At 73.1% G+C, this 25,353-nt stretch carries 21 protein-coding genes; 7 read left to right on the top strand and 14 right to left on the bottom strand.

The features are described 5' to 3' along the window. Positions 1-168: 168 nt before the first annotated feature. The 6 genes from ACOTKD_RS34985 to ACOTKD_RS34960 all read right to left on the bottom strand — a co-directional run bounded on the left by ACOTKD_RS34985 (position 169) and on the right by ACOTKD_RS34960 (position 7,504). The gene (locus ACOTKD_RS34985; RefSeq protein ID WP_424893027.1) at positions 169-1,143 is read right to left on the bottom strand and encodes a PAC2 family protein; all 975 of its coding nucleotides are present in this window, start codon (positions 1,141-1,143) and stop codon (positions 169-171) included. 138 nt (positions 1,144-1,281) lie between these two features. Next, positions 1,282-2,346, bottom strand: coding sequence for a hypothetical protein (locus tag ACOTKD_RS34980; protein WP_424893026.1), 1,065 nt, complete (start codon positions 2,344-2,346; stop codon positions 1,282-1,284). A 131-nt stretch (positions 2,347-2,477) separates the two neighbouring features. Then, positions 2,478-4,085: an FAD-dependent oxidoreductase gene (locus ACOTKD_RS34975; protein WP_424893025.1), complete on the bottom strand. Its 1,608-nt coding sequence runs from the start codon at positions 4,083-4,085 to the stop codon at positions 2,478-2,480. A 2-nt stretch (positions 4,086-4,087) separates the two neighbouring features. After that, entirely contained in the window at positions 4,088-5,614 is a 1,527-nt protein-coding gene (glpK, locus tag ACOTKD_RS34970; RefSeq protein WP_424893024.1) for a glycerol kinase GlpK, read from the bottom strand. Between the two features lie 41 nt (positions 5,615-5,655). Then, a complete protein-coding gene (locus ACOTKD_RS34965) occupies positions 5,656-6,438 on the bottom strand; it encodes an MIP/aquaporin family protein (protein WP_424893023.1) in 783 nt (260 codons plus the stop codon). Between the two features lie 301 nt (positions 6,439-6,739). Next, entirely contained in the window at positions 6,740-7,504 is a 765-nt protein-coding gene (locus ACOTKD_RS34960) for an IclR family transcriptional regulator (RefSeq protein ID WP_424893022.1), read from the bottom strand. Between the two features lie 262 nt (positions 7,505-7,766). Here ACOTKD_RS34960 and metH point away from each other — a divergent pair, with 262 nt between their 5' ends. The 3 genes from metH (at position 7,767) to ACOTKD_RS34945 (ending at position 12,707) form a co-directional block, all read left to right on the top strand. Next, complete coding sequence (gene metH, locus ACOTKD_RS34955; protein ID WP_424893021.1) at positions 7,767-11,276, top strand: methionine synthase; 3,510 nt, start codon at positions 7,767-7,769, stop codon at positions 11,274-11,276. Positions 11,277-11,385: 109 nt separating this feature from the next. Continuing rightward, positions 11,386-12,042, top strand: a complete 657-nt coding sequence (locus ACOTKD_RS34950) for a TetR family transcriptional regulator (protein ID WP_424893020.1) — start codon at positions 11,386-11,388, stop codon at positions 12,040-12,042. Next, the gene (locus ACOTKD_RS34945; protein ID WP_424893019.1) at positions 12,039-12,707 is read left to right on the top strand and encodes a VC0807 family protein; all 669 of its coding nucleotides are present in this window, start codon (positions 12,039-12,041) and stop codon (positions 12,705-12,707) included. The genes ACOTKD_RS34950 and ACOTKD_RS34945 overlap by 4 nt, the downstream gene beginning before the upstream one ends. 113 nt (positions 12,708-12,820) lie before the next feature. Here the strand turns inward: ACOTKD_RS34945 and mshC are convergent, their stop codons facing one another. From mshC to ACOTKD_RS34925, 4 genes are all read right to left on the bottom strand, one after another. Continuing rightward, entirely contained in the window at positions 12,821-14,050 is a 1,230-nt protein-coding gene (mshC, locus tag ACOTKD_RS34940; RefSeq protein WP_424893018.1) for a cysteine--1-D-myo-inosityl 2-amino-2-deoxy-alpha-D-glucopyranoside ligase, read from the bottom strand. A 161-nt stretch (positions 14,051-14,211) separates the two neighbouring features. Continuing rightward, positions 14,212-15,033, bottom strand: coding sequence for an SCO1664 family protein (locus ACOTKD_RS34935; RefSeq protein ID WP_424893017.1), 822 nt, complete (start codon positions 15,031-15,033; stop codon positions 14,212-14,214). Next, positions 14,997-15,587, bottom strand: a complete 591-nt coding sequence (locus ACOTKD_RS34930; protein ID WP_424893016.1) for a DUF3090 domain-containing protein — start codon at positions 15,585-15,587, stop codon at positions 14,997-14,999. Before ACOTKD_RS34930 ends, ACOTKD_RS34935 begins: the two co-directional genes overlap by 37 nt. 119 nt (positions 15,588-15,706) lie before the next feature. After that, on the bottom strand, positions 15,707-16,411 hold the full coding sequence (locus tag ACOTKD_RS34925) for a histidine phosphatase family protein (protein ID WP_424893015.1): 705 nt from the start codon (positions 16,409-16,411) through the stop codon (positions 15,707-15,709). Positions 16,412-16,508: 97 nt separating this feature from the next. On the opposite strand from ACOTKD_RS34925, the gene ACOTKD_RS34920 reads away from it, so the two are divergent. Next, entirely contained in the window at positions 16,509-17,504 is a 996-nt protein-coding gene (locus tag ACOTKD_RS34920; RefSeq protein ID WP_424893014.1) for a magnesium and cobalt transport protein CorA, read from the top strand. A 57-nt stretch (positions 17,505-17,561) separates the two neighbouring features. Here the strand turns inward: ACOTKD_RS34920 and ACOTKD_RS34915 are convergent, their stop codons facing one another. Further along, positions 17,562-18,350 carry a ferritin-like domain-containing protein gene (locus ACOTKD_RS34915; protein WP_424893013.1) on the bottom strand — a complete coding sequence of 263 codons (789 nt, stop codon included), beginning with the start codon at positions 18,348-18,350 and terminating at the stop codon, positions 17,562-17,564. 256 nt (positions 18,351-18,606) lie between these two features. Beyond that, positions 18,607-19,656: an LLM class F420-dependent oxidoreductase gene (locus ACOTKD_RS34910; RefSeq protein WP_424893079.1), complete on the bottom strand. Its 1,050-nt coding sequence runs from the start codon at positions 19,654-19,656 to the stop codon at positions 18,607-18,609. 149 nt (positions 19,657-19,805) lie between these two features. Here ACOTKD_RS34910 and ACOTKD_RS34905 point away from each other — a divergent pair, with 149 nt between their 5' ends. Continuing rightward, entirely contained in the window at positions 19,806-20,789 is a 984-nt protein-coding gene (locus tag ACOTKD_RS34905; protein ID WP_424893012.1) for an aldo/keto reductase, read from the top strand. Next, a complete protein-coding gene (locus tag ACOTKD_RS34900) occupies positions 20,786-23,185 on the top strand; it encodes a helix-hairpin-helix domain-containing protein (RefSeq protein WP_424893011.1) in 2,400 nt (799 codons plus the stop codon). The genes ACOTKD_RS34905 and ACOTKD_RS34900 overlap by 4 nt, the downstream gene beginning before the upstream one ends. A 41-nt stretch (positions 23,186-23,226) precedes the next feature. Here the strand turns inward: ACOTKD_RS34900 and ACOTKD_RS34895 are convergent, their stop codons facing one another. Continuing rightward, positions 23,227-23,997: a hypothetical protein gene (locus ACOTKD_RS34895; protein ID WP_424893010.1), complete on the bottom strand. Its 771-nt coding sequence runs from the start codon at positions 23,995-23,997 to the stop codon at positions 23,227-23,229. Between the two features lie 47 nt (positions 23,998-24,044). On the opposite strand from ACOTKD_RS34895, the gene ACOTKD_RS34890 reads away from it, so the two are divergent. Continuing rightward, positions 24,045-24,233 (top strand): DUF5703 family protein, encoded by a 189-nt coding sequence (locus ACOTKD_RS34890; RefSeq protein WP_106678739.1) that lies wholly within the window; start codon positions 24,045-24,047, stop codon positions 24,231-24,233. Between the two features lie 72 nt (positions 24,234-24,305). Here the strand turns inward: ACOTKD_RS34890 and ACOTKD_RS34885 are convergent, their stop codons facing one another. After that, positions 24,306-25,205 (bottom strand): chaplin family protein, encoded by a 900-nt coding sequence (locus ACOTKD_RS34885; RefSeq protein WP_424893009.1) that lies wholly within the window; start codon positions 25,203-25,205, stop codon positions 24,306-24,308. Positions 25,206-25,353 lie beyond the last annotated feature (148 nt).

Genomic DNA, 25,353 nt, shown 5'->3' with positions numbered 1-25,353 from the left:
TTCATCGGGCAACACCTCGGGGGGGACCTGAGGGCGGGGGCGCCCCCCCCCGGGGGGGGGGGGCCCACCCGCCCTTCACCGGACCGACAAGTGTACGGCGGACGGTTGCGGACGTCTCTTCAATATCGGGGATTCGTCACATCGGGGCCCCTCGGACCGGCTCCCGCCTCAGGCCTCGTCCTCGGGGCCCTCGGTCGTCTCCTCCTCGGGCGCCGTCCCCTCGTCCTTCGGCGACCGCTGCGGGCGCGTGCGCCCGCTGGTGGTGTCGCGCAGGTACGAGCCGTCGCCCGGCTGCGGGTCGCGGCGGCGCAGGTAGCGCTCGAACTCGCGGGCGATGGCCTCTCCGGAGGCCTCCGGCAGGTCGGCCGTGTCGCGCGCCTCCTCCAGGGACTGCACGTACTCGGCGACCTCGCTGTCCTCGGCCGCCAGCTGGTCGACGCCCAGCTGCCAGGCCCGCGCGTCCTCCGGCAGCTCGCCGAGCGGGATGCGCAGGTCGATCAGGTCCTCCAGGCGGTTCAGGAGCGCCAGGGTGGCCTTCGGGTTCGGCGGCTGCGAGACGTAGTGCGGCACGGCGGCCCACAGGCTCACCGCCGGGACGCCGGCGTGGGTGCAGGCCTCCTGGAGGATGCCGACGATCCCGGTCGGGCCCTCGTAGCGGGACTCCTCCAGATCCATGGTCCGCGCGAGGTCGGGGTCGGAGGTGACGCCGCTGACCGGCACGGGCCGGGTGTGCGGGGTGTCCCCGAGCAGCGAACCCAGGACGACCACCAGCTCCACCCCGAGCTCGTGGGCGAAGCCCAGGATCTCGTTGCAGAACGAGCGCCAGCGCATGCTGGGCTCGATGCCGCGCACCAGCACGAGGTCGCGCGGTGCCCCCTTGCCGTCGCCGCCGGTGCGCACGACGGACAGCCTGGTCGTCGGCCACGTGACCTTGCGGACCCCGCCTTCGAGCCAGACCGTGGGGCGGTTGACCTGGAAGTCGTAGTAGTCCTCGGCGTCGAGCGCGCCGAACACCTCGCCCTTCCACTCCCGGTCCAGGTGCGCGACCGCGCTGGAAGCAGCGTCCCCCGCGTCGTTCCAGCCCTCGAAGGCACAGATCATGACCGGGTCGATCAGCTCGGGTACCCCCTCAAGCTCGATCACCCAGCGCCTCCTTCCGACCGGGCCCCCGCACGGCGGCTCCGGTTGCTGTTCCTTGCGGATTCTTCTGCTGCTCTGTTGTGCGACCCCAAGACTACGACTTCCCTGCTGCCCGGTCGCAGCCCCTGTACGGGCTCTTCCTCAGCCCCTTGCGCCCCACCCGTTCCGGTAGGCACGCCAGTCGTCCTCGGTGGCGGCGAAGTCCACGTAGAGCGCCAGCCCGAAGTGCGTGCGGCCGCGGTCCTCCCGGGACAGGCCGAGCCGTGCGCCGCGGACGGCGGCCGCGGCCGTCTCGGCGTGACCGTGGTGGCCGAGATCGTCCGTGTGGTAGAAGGGCAGGCCCATCAGCAGGTCGGTGCCGGCGGGCGTGACCTGCAGGGCGAGCTCCGTCTGCCGGGCGACGTAGCCGCCGTAGAGGCTCTCGACGGGCAGGGCCGTGTCGTACGACATGACCGCGATCTGGTCGGTGCGGCGCGCGACGTGGGCGAAGTAGCGCTGCGTCCACCACTTGGGGCTGCCGGCCAGGCGGGCGGCGGCGTGCATCGCGGGCACCGGGTCGATCTGCTGGGCGGCCACCGACAGCACTCCCCCGGCGTCCCGCACCGCCGGGTGCAGGGCGTCGAGCAGGGCGAGAAAGCCGCGGTCGCCGGTGCGGACGGGTTCGACGTCGAGGTGGACGCCCTCGAAGCCGGCCCGCATGACCTGCCGCGCGCTCTCGACGACGGCGGCGCGGGCCCGCGGGTCGTCCAGGCGCAGGCCGCCCGAGCCCTCGCCGGGGCGCACCAGCTTGTCGCCCAGCCAGGCCTGGATGCGGATGCCGGGCAGTTCGCGGTGCAGGACGCCGGTCATCCGGCGGGCGTCCGGGTAGGCGGTGGCGGGCAGGGTGCCGTCGTGCTCCAGCGGGCCCGCGTGGATGTACAGGTCGCGCATGCCGGTGCCGGCGAGGTTGCGCTTGAGCGCGGCGATGTCCGCGGGCCCGCGCCGCCCGTCGAGCCACGCGTGGCCGAGCCACACGGCGTCCCGGCCGCGGGTGACGGCGTCGGCGGCGGGCGTTCCGGCGTACGAGGCCCGCAGGACGCTGCCCGCCGCGACGACGGGTGCCAGCACCACCAGGACGAGGGCCAGTACGACCCGTATCGCCGTCTTCCTGCGCGGGCGCCACGCGCGCAGCCTGGCTGCCGGGGACCGACCGGCCTGCTTCTTCATCCCGTCCCCCTCGTTTTCTCTTAGGGACGACGAAAAGGGCAGGTCAGTTGCCCTGTGGCGGAAAAAGGGACGGCCCGGGGCCGGGACACGCAGGGTGTCCCGGCCCCGGGGCCGCGGCAGGTGCCGGCGGATCAGCCCTTGTCGGCCAGCATGTCCTTGACGCGGGCGCGGACGTTCTCGTCGTCCAGGCCGCGGATGGTCAGGGTCGTGCGGCGGCGCAGGACGTCGTCGACGGTCTCGGCCCACTCGTGGTCGCGGGCGTAGGCGACCTGGGCCCAGATCTCCGGGCCGTCGGGGTGGATGCGCTCGCCGAGCTCGGGGTTCTCGTTGGCCAGGCGCGCGATGTCGAAGGACAGCGAGCCGTAGTGGGTGGCGAGGTGGCGGGCGGTCAGCGGGTCCATGCGGGCGCCGGGCTCGCGGTCGACGAGCAGGCGGTGGGCGACCGCGTTGGGGTTCGCGACGCCGGGCAGCGGGGTGCGGCGGACGAGGCTGGAGATGGGCTCCATGTCCTCGGTCAGCGGGCTGCCGGGCACCTGGGCGAGCTTCTTCATGACCGTGCGGCCGATGTGACGGTAGGTCGTCCACTTGCCGCCGGCGACGGAGAGCATGCCGCCCTTGCCCTCGGAGACGACCGTCTCGCGCTTGGCCTGGGCGACGTCGCCCGGACCGCCGGGCAGCACGCGCAGACCCGCGAAGGCGTACGTCATGAGGTCGCGGTCGAGGTCCGCGTCCTGGATGGAGAACGCCGCCTCGTCGAGGATCTGCTGGATGTCCGCCTCGGTGGCGCGCACGTCCGCCGGGTCGCCCTCGTACTGGGTGTCCGTGGTGCCCAGCAGCAGCTGGTCCTCCCACGGCAGGGCGAAGGTGATGCGGTACTTGTCGATCGGGGTGGCCATGGCGGCCTTCCACGGCGACTTGCGCTTCATCACGATGTGCGCGCCCTTGGAGAGGCGGATCGACGGCGCGGCGCCCTTGTCTTCCAGCTTCCGCAGGTGGTCCACCCACGGGCCGGTGGCGTTGAGGACGACGCGCGCGTCGATGCCGAACTCGGTGCCGTCCAGGCGGTCCTTGAGCTCGGCGCCGGTGACCTTGCCGTGCGTGAAGCGCAGGCCGGTCACCTCGGCGTGGTTGAGCACCACGGCACCGGACTCGACCGCCGCGCGGACCGTCATGACGGCCACGCGGGAGTCGTTCATCTGGTGGTCGTAGTAGACCGCGACGGCCTTCAGGTTGTCCGTGCGCAGACCGGGGTTGTCGGCCTTGGCCTTGGCCGGGGAGATCACCTTGCCGACGCCGTCGCCGAAGGCGGACAGCGCCGAGTAGGCGAAGACACCGGCGCCGAGCTTGGCCGCGCCGACCGGGCCGCCCTTGTACACGGGCAGGTAGAAGGTGAGCGGGTTGACCAGGTGCGGGGCCACGTCCTTGGCCAGCACCCGCCGCTCGTGGTGGTTCTCCGCGACCAGCTTGACCGCGCCGGTCTGCAGGTAGCGCAGACCGCCGTGGACGAGCTTGGAGGAGGCGGAGGAGGTGGCGCCGGCGAAGTCGCCGGCGTCCACCATCGCGACCCGCAGGCCGGACTGCGCGGCGTGCCAGGCCACCGAGGTGCCCAGGATGCCGCCACCGATCACCAGGAGGTCGTACGTCGCCTTGGACAGCCGTTCCCGGGTCTCGGCTCGGCCCGGGTTGGCGCCGGCAGCCGGGTGCGTTCCCAGGGTCGGAACGCTCTGCGGGGTTGTCATGATTACTCCTCGTCCTCGATCCAGCCCATGGTCCGCTCGACGGCCTTGAGCCAGTTCTTGTACTCGCGGTCACGCGTGTCCGCGTCCATGCGGGGGGTCCACTCGGCGGCCCGGCGCCAGTTGGCGCGCAGCGCGTCGGTGTCCGGCCAGAAGCCGACGGCCAGGCCGGCGGCGTAGGCAGCGCCGAGGCAGGTCGTCTCGGCGACCATCGGGCGCACGACCGGTGCGTCCAGGAAGTCCGAGAGGGTCTGCATCAGCAAGTTGTTGGAGGTCATGCCGCCGTCGACCTTGAGTGCGGTCAGCTCGACGCCGGAGTCCTTGGTCATGGCGTCGGTGATCTCGCGGGTCTGCCAGGCGGTGGCCTCGAGCACGGCGCGGGCGATGTGCGCCTTGGTGACGTAGCGGGTCAGGCCCGCGATCACGCCGCGCGCGTCGGAGCGCCAGTAGGGGGCGAACAGGCCGGAGAAGGCCGGCACGAAGTAGGCGCCGCCGTTGTCCTCGACGGAGCTGGCGAGCGTCTCGATCTCGGCGGCGCTCTTGATCAGGCCCATCTGGTCGCGCATCCACTGCACGAGGGAGCCGGTGACGGCGATGGAGCCCTCGAGGGCGTAGACGGGCTTCTGGTCGCCGATGCGGTAGCCGACGGTGGTCAGCAGGCCGTTGTAGGAGTTGACGGGCTCGTCGCCGGTGTTCATCAGCATGAACGTGCCGGTGCCGTAGGTCGACTTGGCCTCGCCCTCGGAGAAGCAGGTCTGGCCGAAGAGGGCCGCCTGCTGGTCGCCGAGCGCGGAGGCGACGGGCACACCGGCGAGGGCGCCGCCCTTGGCGGTGCCGTAGACCTCGGCGGAGGAGCGGATCTCCGGCAGCACGGCGGCCGGGACCTCCATCGACTCCAGGATGCGCTCGTCCCAGTCGAGGCTGCGGAGGTTCATCAGCATCGTGCGGGAGGCGTTGGTGACGTCGGTCACGTGGACACCGCCGTCGGTGCCACCGGTGAGGTTCCAGATGACCCAGGAGTCCATGGTGCCGAAGAGGATGTCGCCGGCCTCGGCGCGCTCGCGCAGGCCCTCGACGTTGTCCAGCAGCCAGCGGACCTTCGGGCCGGAGAAGTAGGAGGCCAGCGGCAGGCCCGTCTCACGGCGGAAGCGGTCCTGGCCGACGTTGCGGCCGAGCTCCTTGCAGAGCGCGTCGGTGCGGGTGTCCTGCCAGACGATGGCGTTGTAGACCGGCTCGCCCGTGTTCTTGTCCCACAGCAGCGTGGTCTCGCGCTGGTTGGTGATGCCGATGGCCTTGACGTCGGCGGCGGTGATGCCCGCCTTCTCGACGGCGCCGGCGACGACTTCCTGGACGTTGGTCCAGATCTCCTTGGCGTCGTGCTCGACCCAGCCCGGCTTCGGGAAGATCTGCTCGTGCTCCTTCTGGTCGACGGAGACGATGCGGCCGTCGCGGTCGAAGACGATGCAGCGGGAGGAGGTGGTGCCCTGGTCGATCGCCGCGATGAACGGACCCTGGTTGTGCGCGTCGGTCATGGTGTGTCTGCTCCTGAGGTCGTGAAGGTCTCGGCGGGTGATCAGAACGCGATCTTGTGGATGCCTGCGGCCAGGGCGGCGCCGACGAGCGGGCCGACCACCGGGATCCAGGAGTATCCCCAGTCGGAGCCGCCCTTGTTCGGCAGCGGCAGCAGCGCGTGCACGATGCGCGGGCCCAGGTCACGGGCGGGGTTGATGGCGTAACCGGTCGGGCCGCCGAGCGAGAGGCCGATGCCGACGACGACGAAGGCGACCATGAGGGTGCCCGTGCCGCTGGTGGCCAGGCCCTTGGTCAGACCCATGGTGAGGATGAACAGCACCAGGGCGGCGGTGCCGATGATCTCGGTGACGAGGTTCTGCACCACGTTGCGGATCTCGGGGCCGGTGGAGAAGATGCCCAGCACCGGGCCGGCCTGCGGGGTCGCGGTCTGGTCGACCATGCCCTCGGCGGGGTTCAGGGTCGACACCAGCTCCGGGTCCGTCAGGTGGGCCTTGAACTGGCCGTAGTAGGCGAGCCACACCAGCGCGGCACCGATCATCGCGCCCAGCAGCTGGGAGCCGATGTAGAGCGGCACGTCGCTCCACTTGACGGCGCCGTCGATGGCCAGGCCGAGGGTGACGGCGGGGTTGAGGTGCGCACCGGACTTGGCGCCGATGTAGGCACCGGTCAGCACGGCGAAGCCCCAGCCGAACGTGATCGCGAGCCAGCCCGCGTTCTGCGCCTTCGAACGCTTCAGGGTGACGGCGGCACAGACGCCGCCGCCGAGCAGGATCAACACTGCGGTACCGATGAGCTCACCGGTGAAGATGTCGGAGCTGGACACCCGCGACTCCTTTGTCCTTCGTCCAGGGGAAGGCGGACCCCGGGTCCCTCCGGTGGTCCGCAGCTCTCCGATGGAGAGCTTCGATCGGCCCGCGGCAGTGTCCACCATAGCGAATATTGTCGTTAGGTGTTCGACAATGCCGACCGATGCACGGCAGTTTTCTGCACTGTAAGAACCGCGTCAAGAGTCCTGTGACCGAAAACTCTTGGCAGGAGTGGCTGAAAACCGCCGTACCGGACACGAGCGGTTACCGACCAGTAGTACCCGGTAGTCACCACCGGGCACAACAAAGTCCCCGGGGTCAGAAGCGGCCGGCGCCCAGGTCGCGGGAGACGGCTCGCGCGCAGTCCCGGACGGCCGCGACCAGCTGCGCCCGCAGCTCGCCGCCCTCGCAGAACCGCTCCACCGCGCCCGTGATGCCGACGGCCCCCACGGGCATCCGGTGCCGGTCGTGGATGGGGGCGGCCACCGAGGCCACGCCGTCCCAGGTCTCCTCGACGTCCGCGGACCAGCCGCGGGCGCGGGTCAGGTCCAGCACGCCCTCCAGGTCGGGCAGCGCGGTGACCGTCCGCCCGGTGAACGCCTCGCGCTCGGCCTCCAGCAGCTGGCTGTGCGCCACCGGGTCATAGGCGCACAGCACCTTGCCGAGGGCCGTGCTGTGCAGCGGCTGCATGGCGCCCACCTCCAGCACCTGGCGGCTGTCGTCCGGCCGGAAGACGTGGTGGACGATGAGCACCCCCTGCTGGTGCAGGACGCCCAGGTAGACGCTCTCGCCACTGGAACGGGCCAGGTCGTCCGCCCACAGCAGGGCGCGGGCGCGCAGTTCGTGTACGTCCAGGTAGCTGTTGCCCAGGCGCAGCAGCTCGGCGCCGAGCTGGTAGCGCCCCGAGGCGGGGTCCTGCTCGACGAAGCCCTCCTGCTGCAGGGTGCGCAGGATGCCGTGGGCGGTGCCCTTGGCCAGCCCGAGTGCGGAGGCCACATCGGACAGTCCCAGCCGTCGTTCGCCCCCCGCGAGCAGCCGTAGCATCGCTGCCGCCCGTTCGAGCGACTGGATGGTCCGTGCCATCGCTCAACCTCCTCCGAAATGCCCGTTCGGCATTGCTGAACACTATCGGCCGATGCCGACCAGGAGATAGCTGACCGGCGGCGGAACCATGATCGCCGAGACGCTCCGGGCACCGCGCACGGCCCCGTCCGCCGCGTATCCGTCCCGTATCCGAGGCGTGGGACACCCGCCCGAATTCCGGTTCCGGCGGTTACGCTGACGGCGTGCGCCTTCTTCCGGAGGGCGCAAAGCCGACAGCCGTCGCAACCCCGGGAGCACTTCCATGGCCTCGTTCACGCCATCGACCGCAAGCACCGCCCGAGCCTCCGAACTGCGGGAGGCACTCGCCTCCCGGGTCGTCGTGGCCGACGGGGCCATGGGCACGATGCTTCAGGCGCAGGACCCGAGCATGGAGGACTTCGAGCAGCTCGAGGGCTGCAACGAGATCCTGAACGTCACCCGCCCCGACATCGTCCGCTCCGTCCACGAGGCGTACTTCGCCGTGGGCGTGGACTGCGTGGAGACCAACACCTTCGGCGCCAACCTCGCCGCCCTCGGCGAGTACGACGTCGCGCACCGCATCTTCGAGCTCTCCGAGGCCGGCGCCCGCGTCGCCCGCGAGACCGCCGACGACTTCACCGCCCGCGACGGGCGGACCCGCTGGGTGCTGGGCTCGGTGGGGCCGGGCACCAAGCTGCCGACGCTCGGCCACGCCCCGTACACCAGCCTGCGCGACGCCTACCAGCAGAACGTCGAGGGCCTGGTCACCGGCGGCGTCGACGCGGTCCTGGTGGAGACCACCCAGGACCTGCTGCAGACCAAGGCCTCGGTCATCGGCGCCCGGCGCGCCATGGAGTCCCTGGGCGCGGACCTTCCGCTGCTCGTCCAGGTGACCGTCGAGACCACCGGCACGATGCTCCTGGGCTCCGAGATCGGCGCGGCGCTGACCGCCCTGGAGCCGCTGGGCATCGACATGATCGGCCTCAACTGCGCCACCGGACCGGCCGAGATGAGCGAACACCTGCGCTACCTCTCGCGGCACGCCCGCACCCGTGTGTCGGCCATGCCCAACGCCGGTCTGCCGGTCCTGGGCAAGGACGGCGCGCACTACCCGCTCAGCCCGGCCGAGCTCGCGGACGCCCACGAGACCTTCGTCCGGGAGTACGGGCTGTCCCTGGTCGGCGGCTGCTGCGGCACGACCCCGGAGCACCTGCGCCAGGTGGTCGAGCGCGTCCGCGGGCTGCGGCCCACCGAGCGGGAGCCGCGCCCCGAGCCGGGCGCCGCCTCGCTCTACCAGACCGTCCCCTTCCGGCAGGACACCTCGTACCTCGCCATCGGCGAGCGGACGAACGCCAACGGCTCGAAGAAGTTCCGCGAGGCCATGCTGGACGGCCGCTGGGACGACTGCGTGGAGATGGCCCGCGACCAGATCCGCGAGGGCGCCCACCTGCTCGACCTGTGCGTGGACTACGTGGGCCGGGACGGCGTGGCGGACATGGCCGAGATCGCCGGCCGCTTCGCCACCGCCTCGACGCTGCCCATCGTGCTGGACTCCACCGAGCCGGCCGTCATCCAGGCGGGCCTGGAGAAGCTGGGCGGCCGGGCCGTCATCAACTCCGTCAACTACGAGGACGGCGACGGCCCCGAGTCGCGGTTCGCGCGGATCACCCGGCTGGCGGTCGAGCACGGCGCCGCGCTGATCGCGCTCACCATCGACGAGGAGGGCCAGGCCCGCACCGTCGAGAAGAAGGTCGAGATCGCGGAGCGGCTGATCGACGACCTCACGGGCAACTGGGGGGTGCAGGAGTCGGACATCCTCATCGACTGCCTCACCTTCACCATCTGCACCGGGCAGGAGGAGTCCCGCAAGGACGGCATCGCCACCATCGAGGCGATCCGCGAGCTCAAGCGCCGCCACCCCGACGTGCAGACGACGCTCGGCCTGTCCAACATCTCCTTCGGCCTCAACCCGGCCGCCCGGATGGTCCTCAACTCCGTCTTCCTCGACGAGTGCGTCAAGGCCGGCCTGGACTCGGCCATCGTCCACGCCTCGAAGATCCTCCCCATCGCGCGCCTGGACGAGGAGCAGGTGAAGGTCGCCGGCGACCTGATCTACGACCGCCGCAGCGAGGGCTACGACCCGCTGCAGCGGCTGCTGGAGCTCTTCGAGGGCGTGGACACCAAGTCCATGAAGGCGGGCAAGGCCGAGGAGCTGGCGGCGCTGCCGCTGGAGGAGCGGCTGCGGCGCCGGATCATCGACGGCGAGAAGAACGGCCTGGACGCCGACCTCGACGCGGCGCTCGCCGAGCGCCCCGCGCTGGACATCGTCAACGACACGCTGCTGGAGGGCATGAAGGTCGTCGGCGAGCTGTTCGGCTCGGGCCAGATGCAGCTGCCGTTCGTGCTGCAGTCGGCCGAGGTGATGAAGACGGCGGTGGCCTATCTGGAGCCGCACATGGAGAAGTCGGAGGCGGAGGGCAAGGGCACGATCGTGCTGGCCACGGTCCGCGGCGACGTCCACGACATCGGCAAGAACCTGGTCGACATCATCCTGTCCAACAACGGCTACAACGTCGTCAACCTGGGCATCAAGCAGCCGGTCTCGGCGATCCTGGAGGCCGCCGAGGAGCACCGGGCGGACGTCATCGGCATGTCCGGGCTCCTGGTGAAGTCCACCGTGATCATGAAGGAGAACCTGGAGGAGCTCAACCAGCGCAAGCTGGCCGCCACCTACCCGGTGATCCTCGGCGGTGCGGCGCTCACCCGGGCGTACGTCGAGCAGGACCTGCACGAGATCTACGACGGCGAGGTGCGCTACGCCCGCGACGCCTTCGAGGGCCTGCGGCTGATGGACGCGCTGATCGCCGTCAAGCGGGGCGTGCCCGGCGCGTCCCTGCCGGAGCTCAAGCAGCGCCGGGTGGCGAAGAAGGCGGCGACCGCCGTCCTGGAGGTGGAGGAGCCCGAGGGCTCCGTCCGCTCCGACGTCGCCGTCGACAACCGCGTGCCGGAGCCGCCGTTCTGGGGCACGCGCGTCGTCAAGGGCATCCCGCTGAAGGACTACGCCTCCTGGCTGGACGAGGGCGCGCTGTTCAAGGGCCAGTGGGGCCTGAAGCAGGCCCGCGCCGGCGGCCCCACCTACGAGGAGCTGGTGGAGACCGAGGGCCGTCCGCGGCTGCGCGGCTGGCTGGACAAGCTCCACACCGGGAACCTGCTCGAAGCGGCCGTCGTCTACGGCTACTTCCCCTGCTACTCCAAGGGCGACGACCTCATCCTCCTGGGCGAGGACGGCACCGAGCGCACGCGCTTCACCTTCCCCCGGCAGCGGCGCGGGCGCCGGCTGTGCCTCGCGGACTACTTCCGCCCGGAGGAGTCCGGCGAGAAGGACGTGGTGGGCCTGCAGGTGGTCACGGTCGGCTCCCGGATCGGGGAGGCCACGGCCGAGCTGTTCGCCTCCGACGCGTACCGCGACTACCTCGAACTCCACGGCCTGTCCGTCCAGCTGGCCGAGGCCATGGCCGAGTACTGGCACGCCCGCGTGCGCGCCGAGCTCGGCTTCGCCGGCGAGGACCCGGCGGACGTCGAGGACATGTTCGCCCTGAAGTACCGCGGCGCGCGCTTCTCCCTGGGCTACGGCGCCTGCCCGAACCTGGAGGACCGCGCCAAGATCGCGGACCTGCTGCGGCCGGAGCGGATCGGGGTCCACCTCTCCGAGGAGTTCCAGCTGCACCCGGAGCAGTCCACCGACGCGATCGTCATCCACCACCCGGAGGCGAAGTACTTCAACGCGCGCTGAGCAGAGCGCCCGGGGGCCGGGTGCGCACCGCAAGGGGTGCGCACCCGGCCCTTTTGCTTGCCCGGACCATCTCTTGCTCACGCGAGCAAGGCTCGGCTATTTTTTGCTCATGGAAGCAACTTCTAGCTCGACCAAGCAAAAACCGTCGGCCGCGAAGAAGCCGTCCGGCAGGACGTTCACCGAGGCCGCCCGTCGCGCGCAGATCGTGGACGCCGCGATCGAGGTCATCGCCGACGCCGGCTACGCCAAGGCCTCGTTCGCGAGGATCGCCCGCGCGGCCGGGCTGAGCAGCACGGGGATGATCTCGTACCACTTCGCCGGCAAGGACGACCTCATGCGGGAGGTCGTCGCCGAGGTCTCCCGGGTCGCCGATGCGTACGTGCGGCCCCGGATGGAGGAGCAGAGCGGAGCCCGGGCCCGGCTGCGGGCCTTCATCGAGGCGAGCGTCGGGCTCGCCGACGCGTATCCCCGGCACGTGCCCGCCATGGTCGACGTGCTGGCCCACCTCCGGGACGACGACCCCTCCCGGTGCGAGGCCCTCGGCACACTGGAGTCCGCGACGGACATTCAGGTCGAGCGCATGCGCGAAGCCCAGCGGAGCGGAGAATTCCGGGAGTTCGACCCGCGGGTGATGGCCATCGCGATCCGGGCGGCCATCGACGCGACGGTGACGCGCGCCGTCCGGGAGCCGGACTTCGACGCGGCGGCCGCCGGCCGCGAACTCGCCGACCTCTTCGACCACGCGACCCGCAGGACGGAGCGGTGACCGCCCCCGTACAGGTGCCGCCGGCTGACAGGACGGAGCGTCAGAAGAGCGCCTCCGTGCGGGGGTTCCTGCTCCTTCAGCTCCTCTTCGACGTCGTCCTGCCCCTGGGCAGCTACTACGCGCTCCGCGCCCTGGGACTGAGCCAGTGGTGGTGCCTGACGCTCGGCACCGTGCTGGGCCTGCCGTGGATCGTCCACGGCATCGTCAAGCGCCGCAAGGCCGACGTCATGGGGCTGTTCACACTGAGCATCATGGCCGTCGCCACCCTGCTGTCCCTGGTGACCGGAGACCCGCGGACGCTGCTCATCAGGGACAGCTGGCTCACCGCCGTGATCGGCCTGTGGGTGCTCGGCACCGTGCCGACCCGCCGCCCCTTCATGCTCGCCGCGATGCGCAACGTCTTCCTGGCGAAGGGCGGAGAAGAGGCGGCGGCCGGGTGGGACTCGCAATGGGAGACCTCCCCCGGCTTCCGCCACAAGCTCCGGTTCCTGACCGGCGTGTGGGGAGCGGTGTTCACCCTGGACGCGGGCGTCCGCGTGGCCTGCGCGGCCACGCTGCCCGTCGACACGGTCCCCACCGTGAACACGGTGCAGTGGCTGGTGGTCCTGGCGGGCTTGCTGGTCTTCCACAAGCAGTACATCACGCGGAAGGGCCTGAAGGCCTGACACGGGGCGCCGGACGGATTGCGGGGGTGCCCGTCCGGCGCCCGGATCTCCGTACATGAGAGGGGGGGCGGCCGGGCGGGGGCGGCCCCAGGGGGGTCGGGCGGTTCAGCGCGTCACAGCGCCACGCCGAGCAGGGCGTCGGCGGCCCGGGAGACGAGGCCGGGCGCGCCCTCGTCCGTGCCGCCGCCGGCGGCCTGGGACGCCGCCCAGCGGTCGATCGCCGCGAGGGCGCGGGGCGAGTCGAGGTCGTCCGCGAGGGCCTCGCGGATCTCCTCCACCAGCGCGTCGGCGGACGGGCCGTCGGGGCGCGAGACGGCGGCGCGCCAGCGGCCGAGGCGCTCGACGGCCTCGTGCAGGACGGCGTCGGTCCACTCCCAGTCGGCGCGGTAGTGGTGCGCGAGGAGCGCGAGCCGGATCGCGGCGGGGTCGACGCCGTCGCGGCGCAGGGCCGAGACGAAGACGAGGTTGCCCTTGGATTTGGACATCTTCTCGCCGTGGAGCGCGACCATGCCGGCGTGGACGTAGGTCTTGGCGTAGGGGTGCTCGCCGGTGAGGACCTGGGCGTGCGAGGCGCCCATCTCGTGGTGCGGGAAGACGAGGTCGGAGCCGCCGCCCTGGACGTCGAAGCCCATGCCGAAGTGCTCCAGGGCGATGGCGACGCACTCGATGTGCCAGCCGGGGCGGCCGGGGCCGAGCGAGGCGCCGTCCCAGCTGGGCTCGCCCGGGCGGGCGGCCATCCACAGCATGGGGTCCAGCGGGTTCTTCTTGCCCGGGCGGTCCGGGTCGCCGCCGCGCTCCGCGGAGAGCAGGCGCATGGCCTCGGCGTCGAGGCCGGAGACCTCGCCGAAGCGGGTGTCGGACTCGACGGAGAAGTAGACGTCGCCGTCGAGCTCGTAGGCGGCGCCGGCGTCGCGCAGGCGCTCCACCAGGGGGACGATCTTCGGTATCGATTCGACGGCGCCGATGTAGTGCCGGGGCGGGAGCATCCGCAGTGCGGTCATGTCCTCGCGGAAGAGGGCGGTCTCCCGCTCGGCGAGCTCGGTCCAGTCGTCGCCGTTGGCGACGGCCCGCTCCAGCAGCGGGTCGTCGATGTCGGTGACGTTCTGGACGTAGTGAACCTGCCGCTTGGTGTCGAGCCACACGCGCTGAACGAGGTCGAACGCGTTGTAGGTCGCCGCGTGTCCCATGTGGGTGGCGTCGTACGGCGTGATGCCGCAGACGTAGATACGGGCGACGGGGCCGGGGACGAGGGTCACCCGTCCGCCGGTCGCGGTGTCGTGGATCCGGAGGTCGCGGCCACTGCCGGGCAGGGCGGGAACCTCAGAAGCGGGCCAGGCATGCATGTCACGAGCGTAACCGGACGCATGTTCCGGATACGAACCGGATCCGGCTCTTGGCCGAACAGGCACTCTTGTGAAACTTCCCGGCGTGTGCACGGGCATAAATCGACGGCGTCCGGCGTTCGCGGGCGGCGCCCGCCAGGGCCGGTACCGGTGAGCTCCGCCTACACCGGCGGCCACGGAATCGCGGGCCAGGTGCCGGACGGCTCCCGGTGCCGCCCCGTGCGGAGCAGCTCCGCCACCCGGCCCCGCAGCGCCTCGATCTCCCCGGCCGTGATCAGCTCGGCGAGCCGCCCCGCCAAGGGGCTCCCGTCGGCCAGATTGGCCGAAAGCCGCCGCAGTGCCTCCATGGCCTCGTCCGTGAGGGGCTCGCCCGCCCAGCCCCACAGCAGCGTGCGCAGCTTGTCGTCGGCGTTGAAGGTCACTCCGTGATCGATCGCGTAGAGCCGGCCGTCCGCGGCCGGGAGCAGGTGGCCGCCCTTGCGGTCCCCGTTGTTGATCACGGCGTCCAGCACGGCCAGCCGGCGCAGCCGCTCGTCGTCGGCGTGCACGAGCAGCGCCGTGCGCTCCTCCCCCACGTCCGCGAGGCCCACGGCCTTCCAGCCCGGTTCCGGCTCCTCGCCGTCGACGAGGGCGAGCAGCGCGGAGTCCTCGGCCGAGGCCTCGATCCACAGCTGGCACATGCCCTCGCCGTAGGGGCCGTCGCGCAGCACCGTGGGCGGGACCAGGCCCCACCCCATGGCCTCGGAGAGCTCGTAGGCGGCGACCTCGCGCTGGGCGAGGGTGCCGTCGGGGAAGTCCCACAGGGGCCGCTCCCCCGCGACGGGCTTGTAGACGCAGGCGGCGCTCACGCCCTCGTGCTCGACCGTGCAGTACAGCACCGCGTTGGACGCCCCGGAGATCCGGCCGCGGACCGTCAGCTCACCCTTGGCCAGCAGTTCCTGCGGGCTCACGCGCCGCGGCGGTATCCGTTCTGGCGCGGACATACGTGTCCTTCCGGGTCGAGCGGCAGACTGCACAGCGGGCACGGCGGGCGGCCGGCGTTCACGACCTCCAGGGCGCGCTTGGCGAAGGCGCGCGCCATGGTGCCGGTGATGCGGACGCGCAGCATCGGCGGGCCGTTCGTCTCGTCCTGCAGGAGGCGCTCCTCGGCCTCGGCGAGGTCCTCGTCGGTCGCGGCGTCCAGCTCGACGAGGGCCTGCGCCTCGACGATCATGCGCTGGTGCTCGCCGTCCCAGGCCAGGGCCATGGTGCCGACCCGGAACTCCTCCTCGATGGGGGTCTGGAGCGGAGCCGTGTCGGCGAGCTCGGACGGGGCGACCGCGGGCACGGGGGCGCTGCCGCCGGTGCGCCGGACGACCTCGTCCAGCAGCTCGTCGATGCGCTCGGCGAGCGCCTCGACCTGGGCCTTCTCCAGGGCGACGGTGGTGGTGCGGCCGGCCGCGGTGGCCTGCAGGAAGAAGGTGCGGCGGCCAGGCAGCCCGACCGTACCGGCGATGAAACGGTCCGGCGGGTCGTAGAGGAACACCTGACGGGACAACGTCCTGCTCCATTTGGTTCGGGCGATCGTGGTGCGGGCGATCGTGCTCGGTGGGTCCGGCGCCGGTCACGGGGTGACGGGCGGACTCTGCCGCGTCACCACCCTACTGCGCGGCACGATCACGGTGCCCCCGCCCCGCCTCCCACGACGCCGTCCTCCTCCGGGCGCCGCGCCTGCCCGGGGGTCTCCTCGTGCGGCGCGAGGCCGCGCAGGTCGCCGGTGTCGCCGAGGCGCACCAGGAAGGGGCGCAGCCGGGTGTAGCGGATGGCGGTGACCGAGCAGGGGTCGACGGCGATGCGCTGGAAGAGGTCGAGGTGCAGGCCCAGGGCGTCGGCGACGAGGGCCTTGATGATGTCGCCGTGCGTGCACACCAGGTACCCGGCGTCGTGGCCGTGCGCGGCCTCCATGCGGGCGTTCCAGTCCCGTACGGCGTCGACGGCGCGGGCCTGCATGGCCCGTACGGACTCGCCGCCCGGGAAGGCGGCGGAGGACGGGTGGCGCTGGACGACCTCCCAGAGCGGCTCGGCCGCGAGCTCGGCGATCTCGCGGCCGGACCAGTCCCCGTAGTCGCACTCGCCGACGCGCTCGTCGGTGTGCAGGGGCAGCCCGGGGCGGGCGGCGAGGAGGGGTGCCAGGGTCTCGCGGCAGCGCTGGAGGGGGCTCGTGACGGCGGCCGCGAGCGGCACCTGCGCGAGCCGGGCCGGGAGGGCGGCCGCCTGGGCGGTGCCGCGCCCGTCCAGGGCGATGCCGGGGGTCCGTCCCGCGAGCACCCCGCCGGTGTTGGCGGTGGACCGGCCGTGCCGGACCAGGATCAGCGTGGGCATGGCGGTCAGCCTAGTCCCGGGCGGATCCGGGCCGCCGTGGGCATTTTCCGTGCCGTTGGTGCCCGGTGCCGTGTGTGCGCGGCCGATCGGCGGCAAAATGCCCTGCGTGATCGTGGACTGCGCCATCTACCGCAACGGCCGCCGCACCGAGGGCCCCGCCGACTTCTCCGACGCCCTGGACGAGGCGCGGGCGGCGGGGGACTCCTTCCTGTGGGTCGGCCTGCACGAGCCGACGGAGGAGGAGTTCGCCCTCATCACGAGCGAGTTCGCCCTGCACCCGCTGGCCGTGGAGGACGCGCTGAAGGCGCATCAGCGGCCGAAGCTGGAGCTCTACAACGGCTCGCTGTTCGTCGTGCTCAAGCCGGTCACGTACGACGACGACGCGGACACGGTCACGACGGGCGAGCTGATGCTGTTCGTCGGCGACTCGTTCGTCGTGACCGTGCGGCACGGCGAGGGCAGCCCGCTCGCGCAGGTGCGGCAGCGGCTGGAGCACGAGCCGGAGGTGCTGCGGCACGGGCCTGCGTCGGTGCTGTACGCGGTGTGCGACGCGGTCGTGGACCACTACACCGAGGTGGCGACGGAGCTGCAGCTGGACCTGGAGGAGCTGGAGGCGGAGGTGTTCGCCCCGCTGGGCGGCGGCGACAACCGGACCATCGCGTCGCGGATCTACTCCTTCAAGCGCCAGGTGCTGGAGTTCCGGCGGGCCTCGGCGCCGCTGGCCGAGCCGATGGGGCGGCTGGCGGGGGCGGGCGTGCCGTTCGTGCCGGAGCGGTCGCAGCCGTTCTTCCGGGACGTCGGCGACCACCTGACGCGTGCGAACGAGTCCGTCGAGGGCCTGGACCGGCTGCTGTCGGACATACTCTCCGCCCACCTCGCGCAGATGGGCGTCCAGCAGAACGACGACATGCGCAAGATCTCGGCGTGGGCGGCGATGGCGGCCGTCCCGACGATGATCGCCGGGATCTACGGGATGAACTTCGACCACATGTGGGAGCTGCGGCAGCCGTGGGGCTATCCGGCGGTCGTGCTGGTGATGGCGGGGCTGGTCTTCTGGCTGCACCGGCTGTTCAAGCGGCGCGGGTGGCTGTGAGGCCCGGCGGGCGCCGGGAGGCCCTCGGGCGGGCTGCGGGGCCGTTCGGCCCGCCCGTCAGGCGAACTCGGGCTCGGAGGCCGGGGTGCCGCCCAGTGCGTCGCGGCGCTCCGGCATGCGCAGGGCGACCATCCGCCGCCAGCCGACCAGCCGCTCGTAGCCGTACAGGGCCCGGATGCCGAGGGACAGCGCCAGCGCCTTCGGCCGGGGCCAGCGCAGGATCTCCCCCATGCGCTCCATGACGGCCAGGCTCACGTCCCGGTAGACGCGGATCTCCGCGCGGGCGCTCTCCCGCAGGGCGGCGCGGATGGTCCGGCCGTGGCCCTCGCGCGCCAGGCGCAGCAGTTCCTCGTGGCAGTACGAGAGGTGGTTGGCCTCGTCGTGGGCGATCATCCGGATCGCCCTGCCGACCTCGGGGTGGTCGCCGAAGTGCGTGGTGAGCATCTCCATCTGGTCGGCGGCGCGCTGCTCGGTGACGCGGCTGTGCGCGAGGTAGGTGACGACGTCCTGCTCGGTCAGCGGCTTCTCGCCGTGCAGGAGCGTGTGGGGCAGGCCGATGCCGCGGCGTTCGAGGAGCATCGTGTAGTCGGTGGCGGGCGGCACCGGGGCGGGGTCGAGGCCGCGCCTGCGCAGCAGGGCCCGGAAGATGCGGCCGTGCTTGTCCTCGTCGGCGCCGTGCCGGGCGATCTTCGGGGCGAGGGCGCGCTGTTCCTCCGGGACGAGGGCGGCGATCCGGCCGTTCTCCCAGCCGCCCTGCTCCTCGCCGCTGGCGGCGATGGAGCAGAAGAGCCGGTACGCCTCGTCGTGGTCGAGGATCTCCTGGAACAGGCTTCTGGCCGAGAGCATGCCGGACACACCTCCGTTCACGGGGCATTGCGCGTAATGTCCCGTGAAACCCGAGTCAAGTCCCCTGCGCGCGCAGCGGCAATCGGGGGCGGTGCCCGCTCGGCCGAATGCGCGACGCCGGAGGCGGTGCCGGGCGCGTAACCCGGCGCCGGTACGGGCGTTGTCTTCTGTACCGGCCGTGGCGGGGAAGGCCCCCGAGCCCCCACCACGGCCGTCGGCCTTCCCTTCTCCCCGGCTCTCCGCCGCCTCTTCCGCGTTACGCCAGGCCGGCGCGCTCCAGGGCCTCGACGCCCGCCCGCAGGCTCGCGATCCGCTCGTCCAGCGTGAAGCCGGCCGGGGCGAGGGACAGCGTGGTCACCCCGGCCGCGGCGTAGGCCTGCATACGGTCGGCGATGCGGTCCACGGAGCCGATGAGCGTGGTCGAGTCGATCAGGTCGCGGGGGACGGCCGCGGCGGCGCCCGCCTTGTCCCCGGCCAGGTACTTCTCCTGGATCTCGGCGGCGGCCTTCCCGTAGCCCATGCGCTGCGCCAGCTTGTTGTAGAAGTTCTGCTTGGCGCTGCCCATGCCGCCGACGTAGAGGGCGGTGTACGGGCGGAAGAGGTCGGCCAGGCCGTCGACGTCGTCGCCGACGGCCATGGGGACGGTCGGGACGACGTCGAAGCCGCCGAGGTCCTTGCCGGCCTTCGCGCGGCCGGCGCGGAGCGCGCCGAGCGTGGTCTCCTCGGCGTGCTCGGGGGCGAAGAAGACCAGCAGCGCGCCGTCGGCGATCTCGCCGGTCTGCTCCAGGTTCTTCGGGCCGATGGCGGCGATGTACAGCGGGATGTGCTCGCGGACGGGGTGGACGGTGAGCTTGATGGGCTTGCCGGGGCCGTCGGGGAGCGGCAGGGTCCAGTGCGCGCCCTCGTGCGTGAGGCGCTCGCGGGACATGGCCTTGCGAATGATCTCCACGTACTCGCGGGTGCGGGCGAGGGGCTTGTCGAACCGCACGCCGTACCAGCCCTCGGACACCTGCGGACCGGACACGCCGAGGCCGAGCCGGAAGCGGCCGCCGGAGAGCGAGTCGAGGGTGGCCGCGGTCATCGCCGTCATGCTGGGCGTGCGGGCGGGGATCTGGAAGATGCCCGAGCCGACGTCGATGCGCTCGGTCTGCGCCGCGACCCAGGACAGGACGGTGGCGGCGTCGGAGCCGTAGGCCTCGGCGGCCCAGCAGACCGAGTAGCCCAGCCGGTCGGCCTCGCGGGCGACGGCGAGGTTGTCGGCGTCCATCCCCGCGCCCCAGTAGCCGAGGTTGATGCCGAGCTTCATACGACTCATGCGGGCTCCCCTTACTGATCAGTAACGTCGTTGTTGCGGGGACTGTAGCGCGCCGGCGCGGGGTACGTCACCGGTCGGCCGGCGGGGCCGTTGTCCACAGGCGGCCACGGCGCGGGCCGCGGCCAGTAATCTCAGCGCTCATGGAACTGAGGCATCTCGGCCGTACGGGCCTGCGAGTGTCCCGGATCGGGCTCGGCACGCTCACCTGGGGCCGGGACACCGACGAGGGCGACGCCGCGGAGCAGCTGAAGACGTTCTGGGAGGCCGGCGGCACCCTGGTCGACACCGCGGATGTCTACGCGGACGGCTCCGCCGAGTACCTGCTCGGGCAGCTGATAGAGGATCTGGTGCCGCGTCGCGACCTGGTCATCGCGACCAAGTCCGGCAGCGTCCCCGACCCCGACCGGCGCTTCGACGGCTCGCGCGGCCACCTGCTCGGCGCGCTCGACGCCTCCCTGGAGCGCCTCGGCACGGACCACGTGGACCTCTGGCAGATCCACGCCTTCGATCCGCACACGCCCGTCGAGGAGACCCTCCAGGCCGTGGACATCGCCGTCACCAGCGGCCGCGCCCGCTACGCCGGCGTCTCCAACTTCTGCGGCTGGCAGCTCGCCCGCGCCGCCACCTGGCAGCTCGCCGCGCCCGGCGTCCGCACCCGGCTCGCCAGCACCCAGATGGAGTACTCCCTGCTGCAGCGCGGCATCGAGCGCGAGGTGCTGCCGGCCGCGCTCGACCTCGGCATCGGGGTGCTGCCCTCCTCCCCGCTCGGCCGCGGCGTCCTCACCGGCAAGTACCGCCACACCACGCCCGCCGACTCCCGCGGCGCCTCCGAGCACCTGGCGCCCTTCGTCGCCCCGTATCTGGACGAGACGGCGGGCCGCGTGGTCGACGCCGTCGCCACCGCGGCGGACGGGCTCGCCACGACGGCCCTGAAGGTCGCCCTCGCCTGGGTCCGCGACCGCCCCGGCGTCGTCGCCCCGATCGTCGGCGCGCGCACGGCGCAGCAGCTCAGGGCCGCGTTGTCAGTGGAGAGCCTTACGCTTCCCGACGAGATCTGCCGGGCGCTGGACGATGTATCGGCGCCCGTGCACCGCTATCCCGATCAGGACTGGAGCACCCTGTGAACACCGATCGCCTCCCCGGCGACCCCGCCCCCACGGACGGCGATCCGGAGCCGGGCTCCGACTCCGTGCAGGAGCCGGGTTCCCCCGCGCGCGACGGTGCCCCGGCGACCGCCTCCGACCACGCCGCCCCCGGGACTCCTGACGGCGGGCCCGCCTCCCCCTCCCAGGGCAGCGCCGAGCCTGCCGCCGAACCGCAGGCCGCGCCGGGCGCGCCCGCGGACAGCACCGCGCGGACCGGGCACACCGGCACCGCCTCCGGGACGGAGCCGGCCTCCGCCGACGGCGCCCGCACCCCTGACGGCGAGCCCGCCGCCACCCCGCGCGGCAGCGCCGGGGAGCCCGGCGAGGCGCAGGCCGCGCGGGCCGTGCCGGGCAGTGCGCAGACCCCCGACGGCGAGCCCGCCCCTCTCCCGCACGGCGGCGCCGAGCACTCCGGCGAGGCGCAGGCCGCGCCGGGCGCCCCGGACGCGGGCCGCGCCGAGGCGCCGCAGGCAGCCGCCGGGCCCAAGAGCGCCGTCGCCGAAGCGCTCGCCGCGGCCGTCCGGGCCGTGGAGAGCGGGGAGCGCTCCGCGGCGTCGTTCTTCAACGAGGCCCCGCGGCCCGCGCCCGCGCGCAAGGCCGCGCCCGCACGGCCGCCCCGCCGGGCGGCCCCCGCGCCCGTCCCCGCCGCGGCCCCCCGCATCGATGCCGAGGGCCTCGCCGGCGTGCGGCAGGTCCTCGCCGCGGGCGGCGCGCCCGAGCAGCTCGCGGTCCCCGTCGCCGAGGCCCTGGGGGAGCAGGCCGCCGAGGCCCTCCAGGAGGACCCGTGGCGGCTGCTGGCCGTCCCGGGCGTGCGTCCCGAGCAGGCGGACGGCTTCGCGCGGGCCCTGCTGGGCGCGGAGGCCGGCCCCGGGGACGAGCGCCGGGCCCAGGCCCTGACCGGCTGGCTGCTGGAGCGCGCCGCGCTCGAAGGCCACACGGTCCTGGAGGCGCCGGCCGTGAGCGCGGCCCTCGCCGGGCACGCCGTCCCGGATCCGGACGGGGCCCTGCAGTCCGCCATCGCCGAGGGCACGGTCCTGGTGTTCCAGGAGGCCGTGGAGCCGGCGCCCGGCTCCGCCGCGCCCCGGGGCGAGGACGAGGAGGTCCCGGTGCGCCTGCTCCTGGGCCTCGACCGCTACGCCATGGCCGAGGAGAGCCTCGCCGACGGCCTGGCCCGGCTGATCAGCACGTTCACGGCCGGCGACGGCGAGTGGGAGGGGGCGGCGGCCGCCGCGCCCACGCCCTCCGCCGCGGAGCTGATCCGCGCCGCGGCGGGCGCGGGCCTCGTCACGCACAGCGGCGGCGAGGCGGCCCGCGCCGAACCTGCCGCCCTGGTCACCGCGGCCCGCTCCCTGGGCCTGCGCGCCTGCACCGCCGCGCACACCGAGGACGGCCGCCGGCGCCTGGCGGCGGCGGGCGACCCGGAAGCCGTGACGGTGGCGGGCCTGCTGTCCGGCGCCGAGGGCCCGGGCCGGGACGAGGACGGCGCCCTCGCCCTCGACCTGCTGGCCGTCCTGGACGCCCCGCAGCTCGACGTCGAGACGGCGGCCGTGCTGGTGGAGTCGCTCGCCGACGGCACCCGTCTGGTGCTCAGCGGCGACCCGGCCGTGCTGTGGTCCGCCGGACCGGGCCGCGTGTTCGCGGACGTGGTGGCGGCCCGCGCCTGCCCGGCGGTCGTCTCCCGTACGCCCGACGAGGGCCCGGTCGGCGAGCTGGTGTCGGGGATCGGCGTCGGCGAGCTGACGCAGCCGGCGGCCCCCGGCAAGGAGGTCGTGATCGTCCCGGTGCGGGATCCGGGCGAGGCCGTGCACCGGACGGTGCAGCTGGTCGCGGATTCCATCCCGCGGGCGATCGGCGTGCCCGCCGGGCAGATCCAGGTGATCACCCCGGGCCACGGCGGCCCCGCCGGCACCCGCGCGCTCAACGCGGCCCTGAAGGAGCGGCTGAACCCCGGCCCCGGCCGCTTCGGCGGCTTCGACCCGGGCGACCGGGTGGCGTACGTGCCGGCGCCGGGCCGCATGCTCCCCGGCACCGTGGCCGCCGCGGAGCCCGAGGGGCTCCGGCTGGACTGCGGCGGCTCCTCCGTGCTCGTCCCGCGGGAGCGCGTGGCCGAGACGGTCCGCCACGGCTGGGCCGTCACCGCCCACCAGGCGGCCGGCAGCCGCTGGCCGGCGGCCGTGGTCGTCCTGCCGGGCGACGCGGCCCGCACGCTCACGCGCTCGTGGGTCTACACGGCCTTCGGCCGGGCCGAGCGGCACCTCTCCGTCGTGCACGGCGTGGACCAGGCGCTGCCCCGCGCGGTCGCGGAGGTCCCGGCGAAGGAGCGGACGACCCGGCTGCGGGCCCTGCTGCGGGCCCAGGCGCACCAGGCCGGGTGAGCTGAGTCCGGGCCCGGGCGGGTGCCCGGGCCCGGGGCGGGTCAGCGGCCGGGCGACGAGGTCGGCGCGCCGCCGCTCCCTCTCTCCCGGGCGGCGTCCGCGTCGTCCTCGGCATCGATGTCCAGGACGTCGTCCCCCTCGTCGACGTCGTCCCCCTCGTCATCGCCGTCGTCGTCCAGGTCCTGCTCCTCGTCGAAGACCGCGCTGACGTCGAAACGGCAGATCACCCGCTGCGGGTCGGCCTGGTCGAAGGGGGCCGACAGCCACTCCCCCGGCTCGGCGGGGTCCTCCGCCGCGGTGACCCAGAGCGTGGAGTCGCCTTCCTCCAGGCCGAACTCCTTGTGCCGCGAGGCGATCTCGTCCGGCTCGTACTCGCCGAAGATCACCCCGAGCGCGGCGTGCACGCTGCCACCCACGTTGCCCACGGCGGCGCCGGCCGTCCCGGGCGGCGTGTCGAGGTCGGGGTCGAGGTCGGCGACACGCTGGGCCTGGGCCAGCAGCCGCTGCGGCTCGACCACGGCGTAGTCCCTGCGGATCAGGACGCTGAGCGCGCTCGGCTCCTCCGGCCCGGCATAGGCGGGCAGGGTGTCGTCGCCGGGGATCTCGAAGGGCGTGACCTCGTCGTAGGTGTCGTAGAGCAGCTCGTCGTAGGCCTCGGCTGTCGCGGCCAGCTCGTTGAACGCGGCGTAGACGGCCGGGTCGTCCTCGCCCGACCGGCGTTCGACGGCGTCGAGGTGGCGGTCCAGAGCGGCTTTGACCGCCTCGGCGGCGGCGCGTACCTCGGCAGCGGATGGCTGCGCAGCATCAGACATAGTGCAGACGCTATCCGCACCGGGCCCGTTCCCGCACAATAGATGCGATGCCGGAATACGAATTCTGTGATGTGTATGTGCCGCGGGGGGTCTCCCGAGGTGCCGCCACACGCCTGCTGACCGATCACGCCGAGTACGGACACTGGGAGTTGGACCGACTTCGCCTCTACCCCGACGGCAGTCGCAGAGTGCGGCTGCGCCGCAGGATCATCCGTCAGGTGCGCGCCACCTGGTGAGCGTGCGGACGGAGCGGGCCCCGCGTGGCGGGACCCGCTCCGTGCCGTCAGGCGCTGCCGCGAGCGGCCGGGTCAGTTCTGCCCGGCACGGGCGCGGCGGTAGATGACCGCGCCGCCGAGCAGCAGACCGGCGCTGGCGGCACCGGCCATGCCCAGCTGGCCCGCGCCGGTGTGCGCGAGCTCAACGGCCTTGGCGGCCGGAGAGGCCGCGACCTTGGCCGGGGCCGCCATGGGGGCGCCCTTGTGGGCGTCCTTCACCGCGGGGGCGGGGATGTGGGCGGCGGCCGTCTGCGCGGGCTTCTGCCCGGCAGGGGCGTGGTCGCCCGGCTTGTCCTGGCCCGGGGTGTGGCCGCCCGGCTTGTGGTCGGCCGGCTTGTCGTGGTCCTTGGCCGGCGGCTTGTGGTCGCAGTCGTGCCCGCCGGGGTGGCCCGGACGCGACGGCGGCTTGTGGGCCCCGTCGTGGTCACCGGGCTTGTGCGGGGGCTTGTGACCGGGGTGGCCGGGCCACTCGTGCCCGCCCTCGCTCACGTTGGCGCAGCCGTTGCCGGTGGTGTGGTTGCCCACGCCGACGACGTTGACGCTGTTGCCGCAGGCGTTGACCGGCACGTCGACCGGCACCTGGACGGTGTTGCCCGAGGCCACGCCGGGCGAGTCGGCGGCGACGCCGTGGGCGCCGGATCCGCCCTGGCCGTGGTTGCCACCGCCGTGCCCGCCGCCGTGGTGACCGCCGCCGTTGGCACACTGGTTGCCCGATGCGGGGTTGAGCGCCCCGATCACGTTCACCGTGTTGCCGCAGGCGTTGACCGGCACGTGCACCGGGACCTGAACGGTGTTGCCGGAGGCCACACCGGGCGAGTTGACCGAGTGGCCCGAGGCGCCCGAGGACGCCTGGGCGTAGCTGCCGGTCACGGCCGCGAGCACACCGCTCGCCGCCGCTGCAGTGATCAGGCCCTTCTTGGTGACCTGTCGCATTGAGTCCTGCCTCTCTGCTTGCGCTATACGGATATGCGCTAGCAATAGGGACAAAGTGCCCACTGCTCGCGCATCGAAAGCCCGGGCGGCTCCCGAGTGCGCCCCAGTAACTACGGAGCCCCCCCAGTCAGCCCCATACCGGTTGAGG

Origin of the sequence: Streptomyces sp. XH2, from assembly GCF_049725035.1 — a bacterium.
Classification (GTDB): domain Bacteria; phylum Actinomycetota; class Actinomycetes; order Streptomycetales; family Streptomycetaceae; genus Streptomyces; species Streptomyces roseoverticillatus.
Note: the sequence above shows the minus strand (reverse complement) of the source record. Positions and strands in the feature narration are given on the sequence as shown.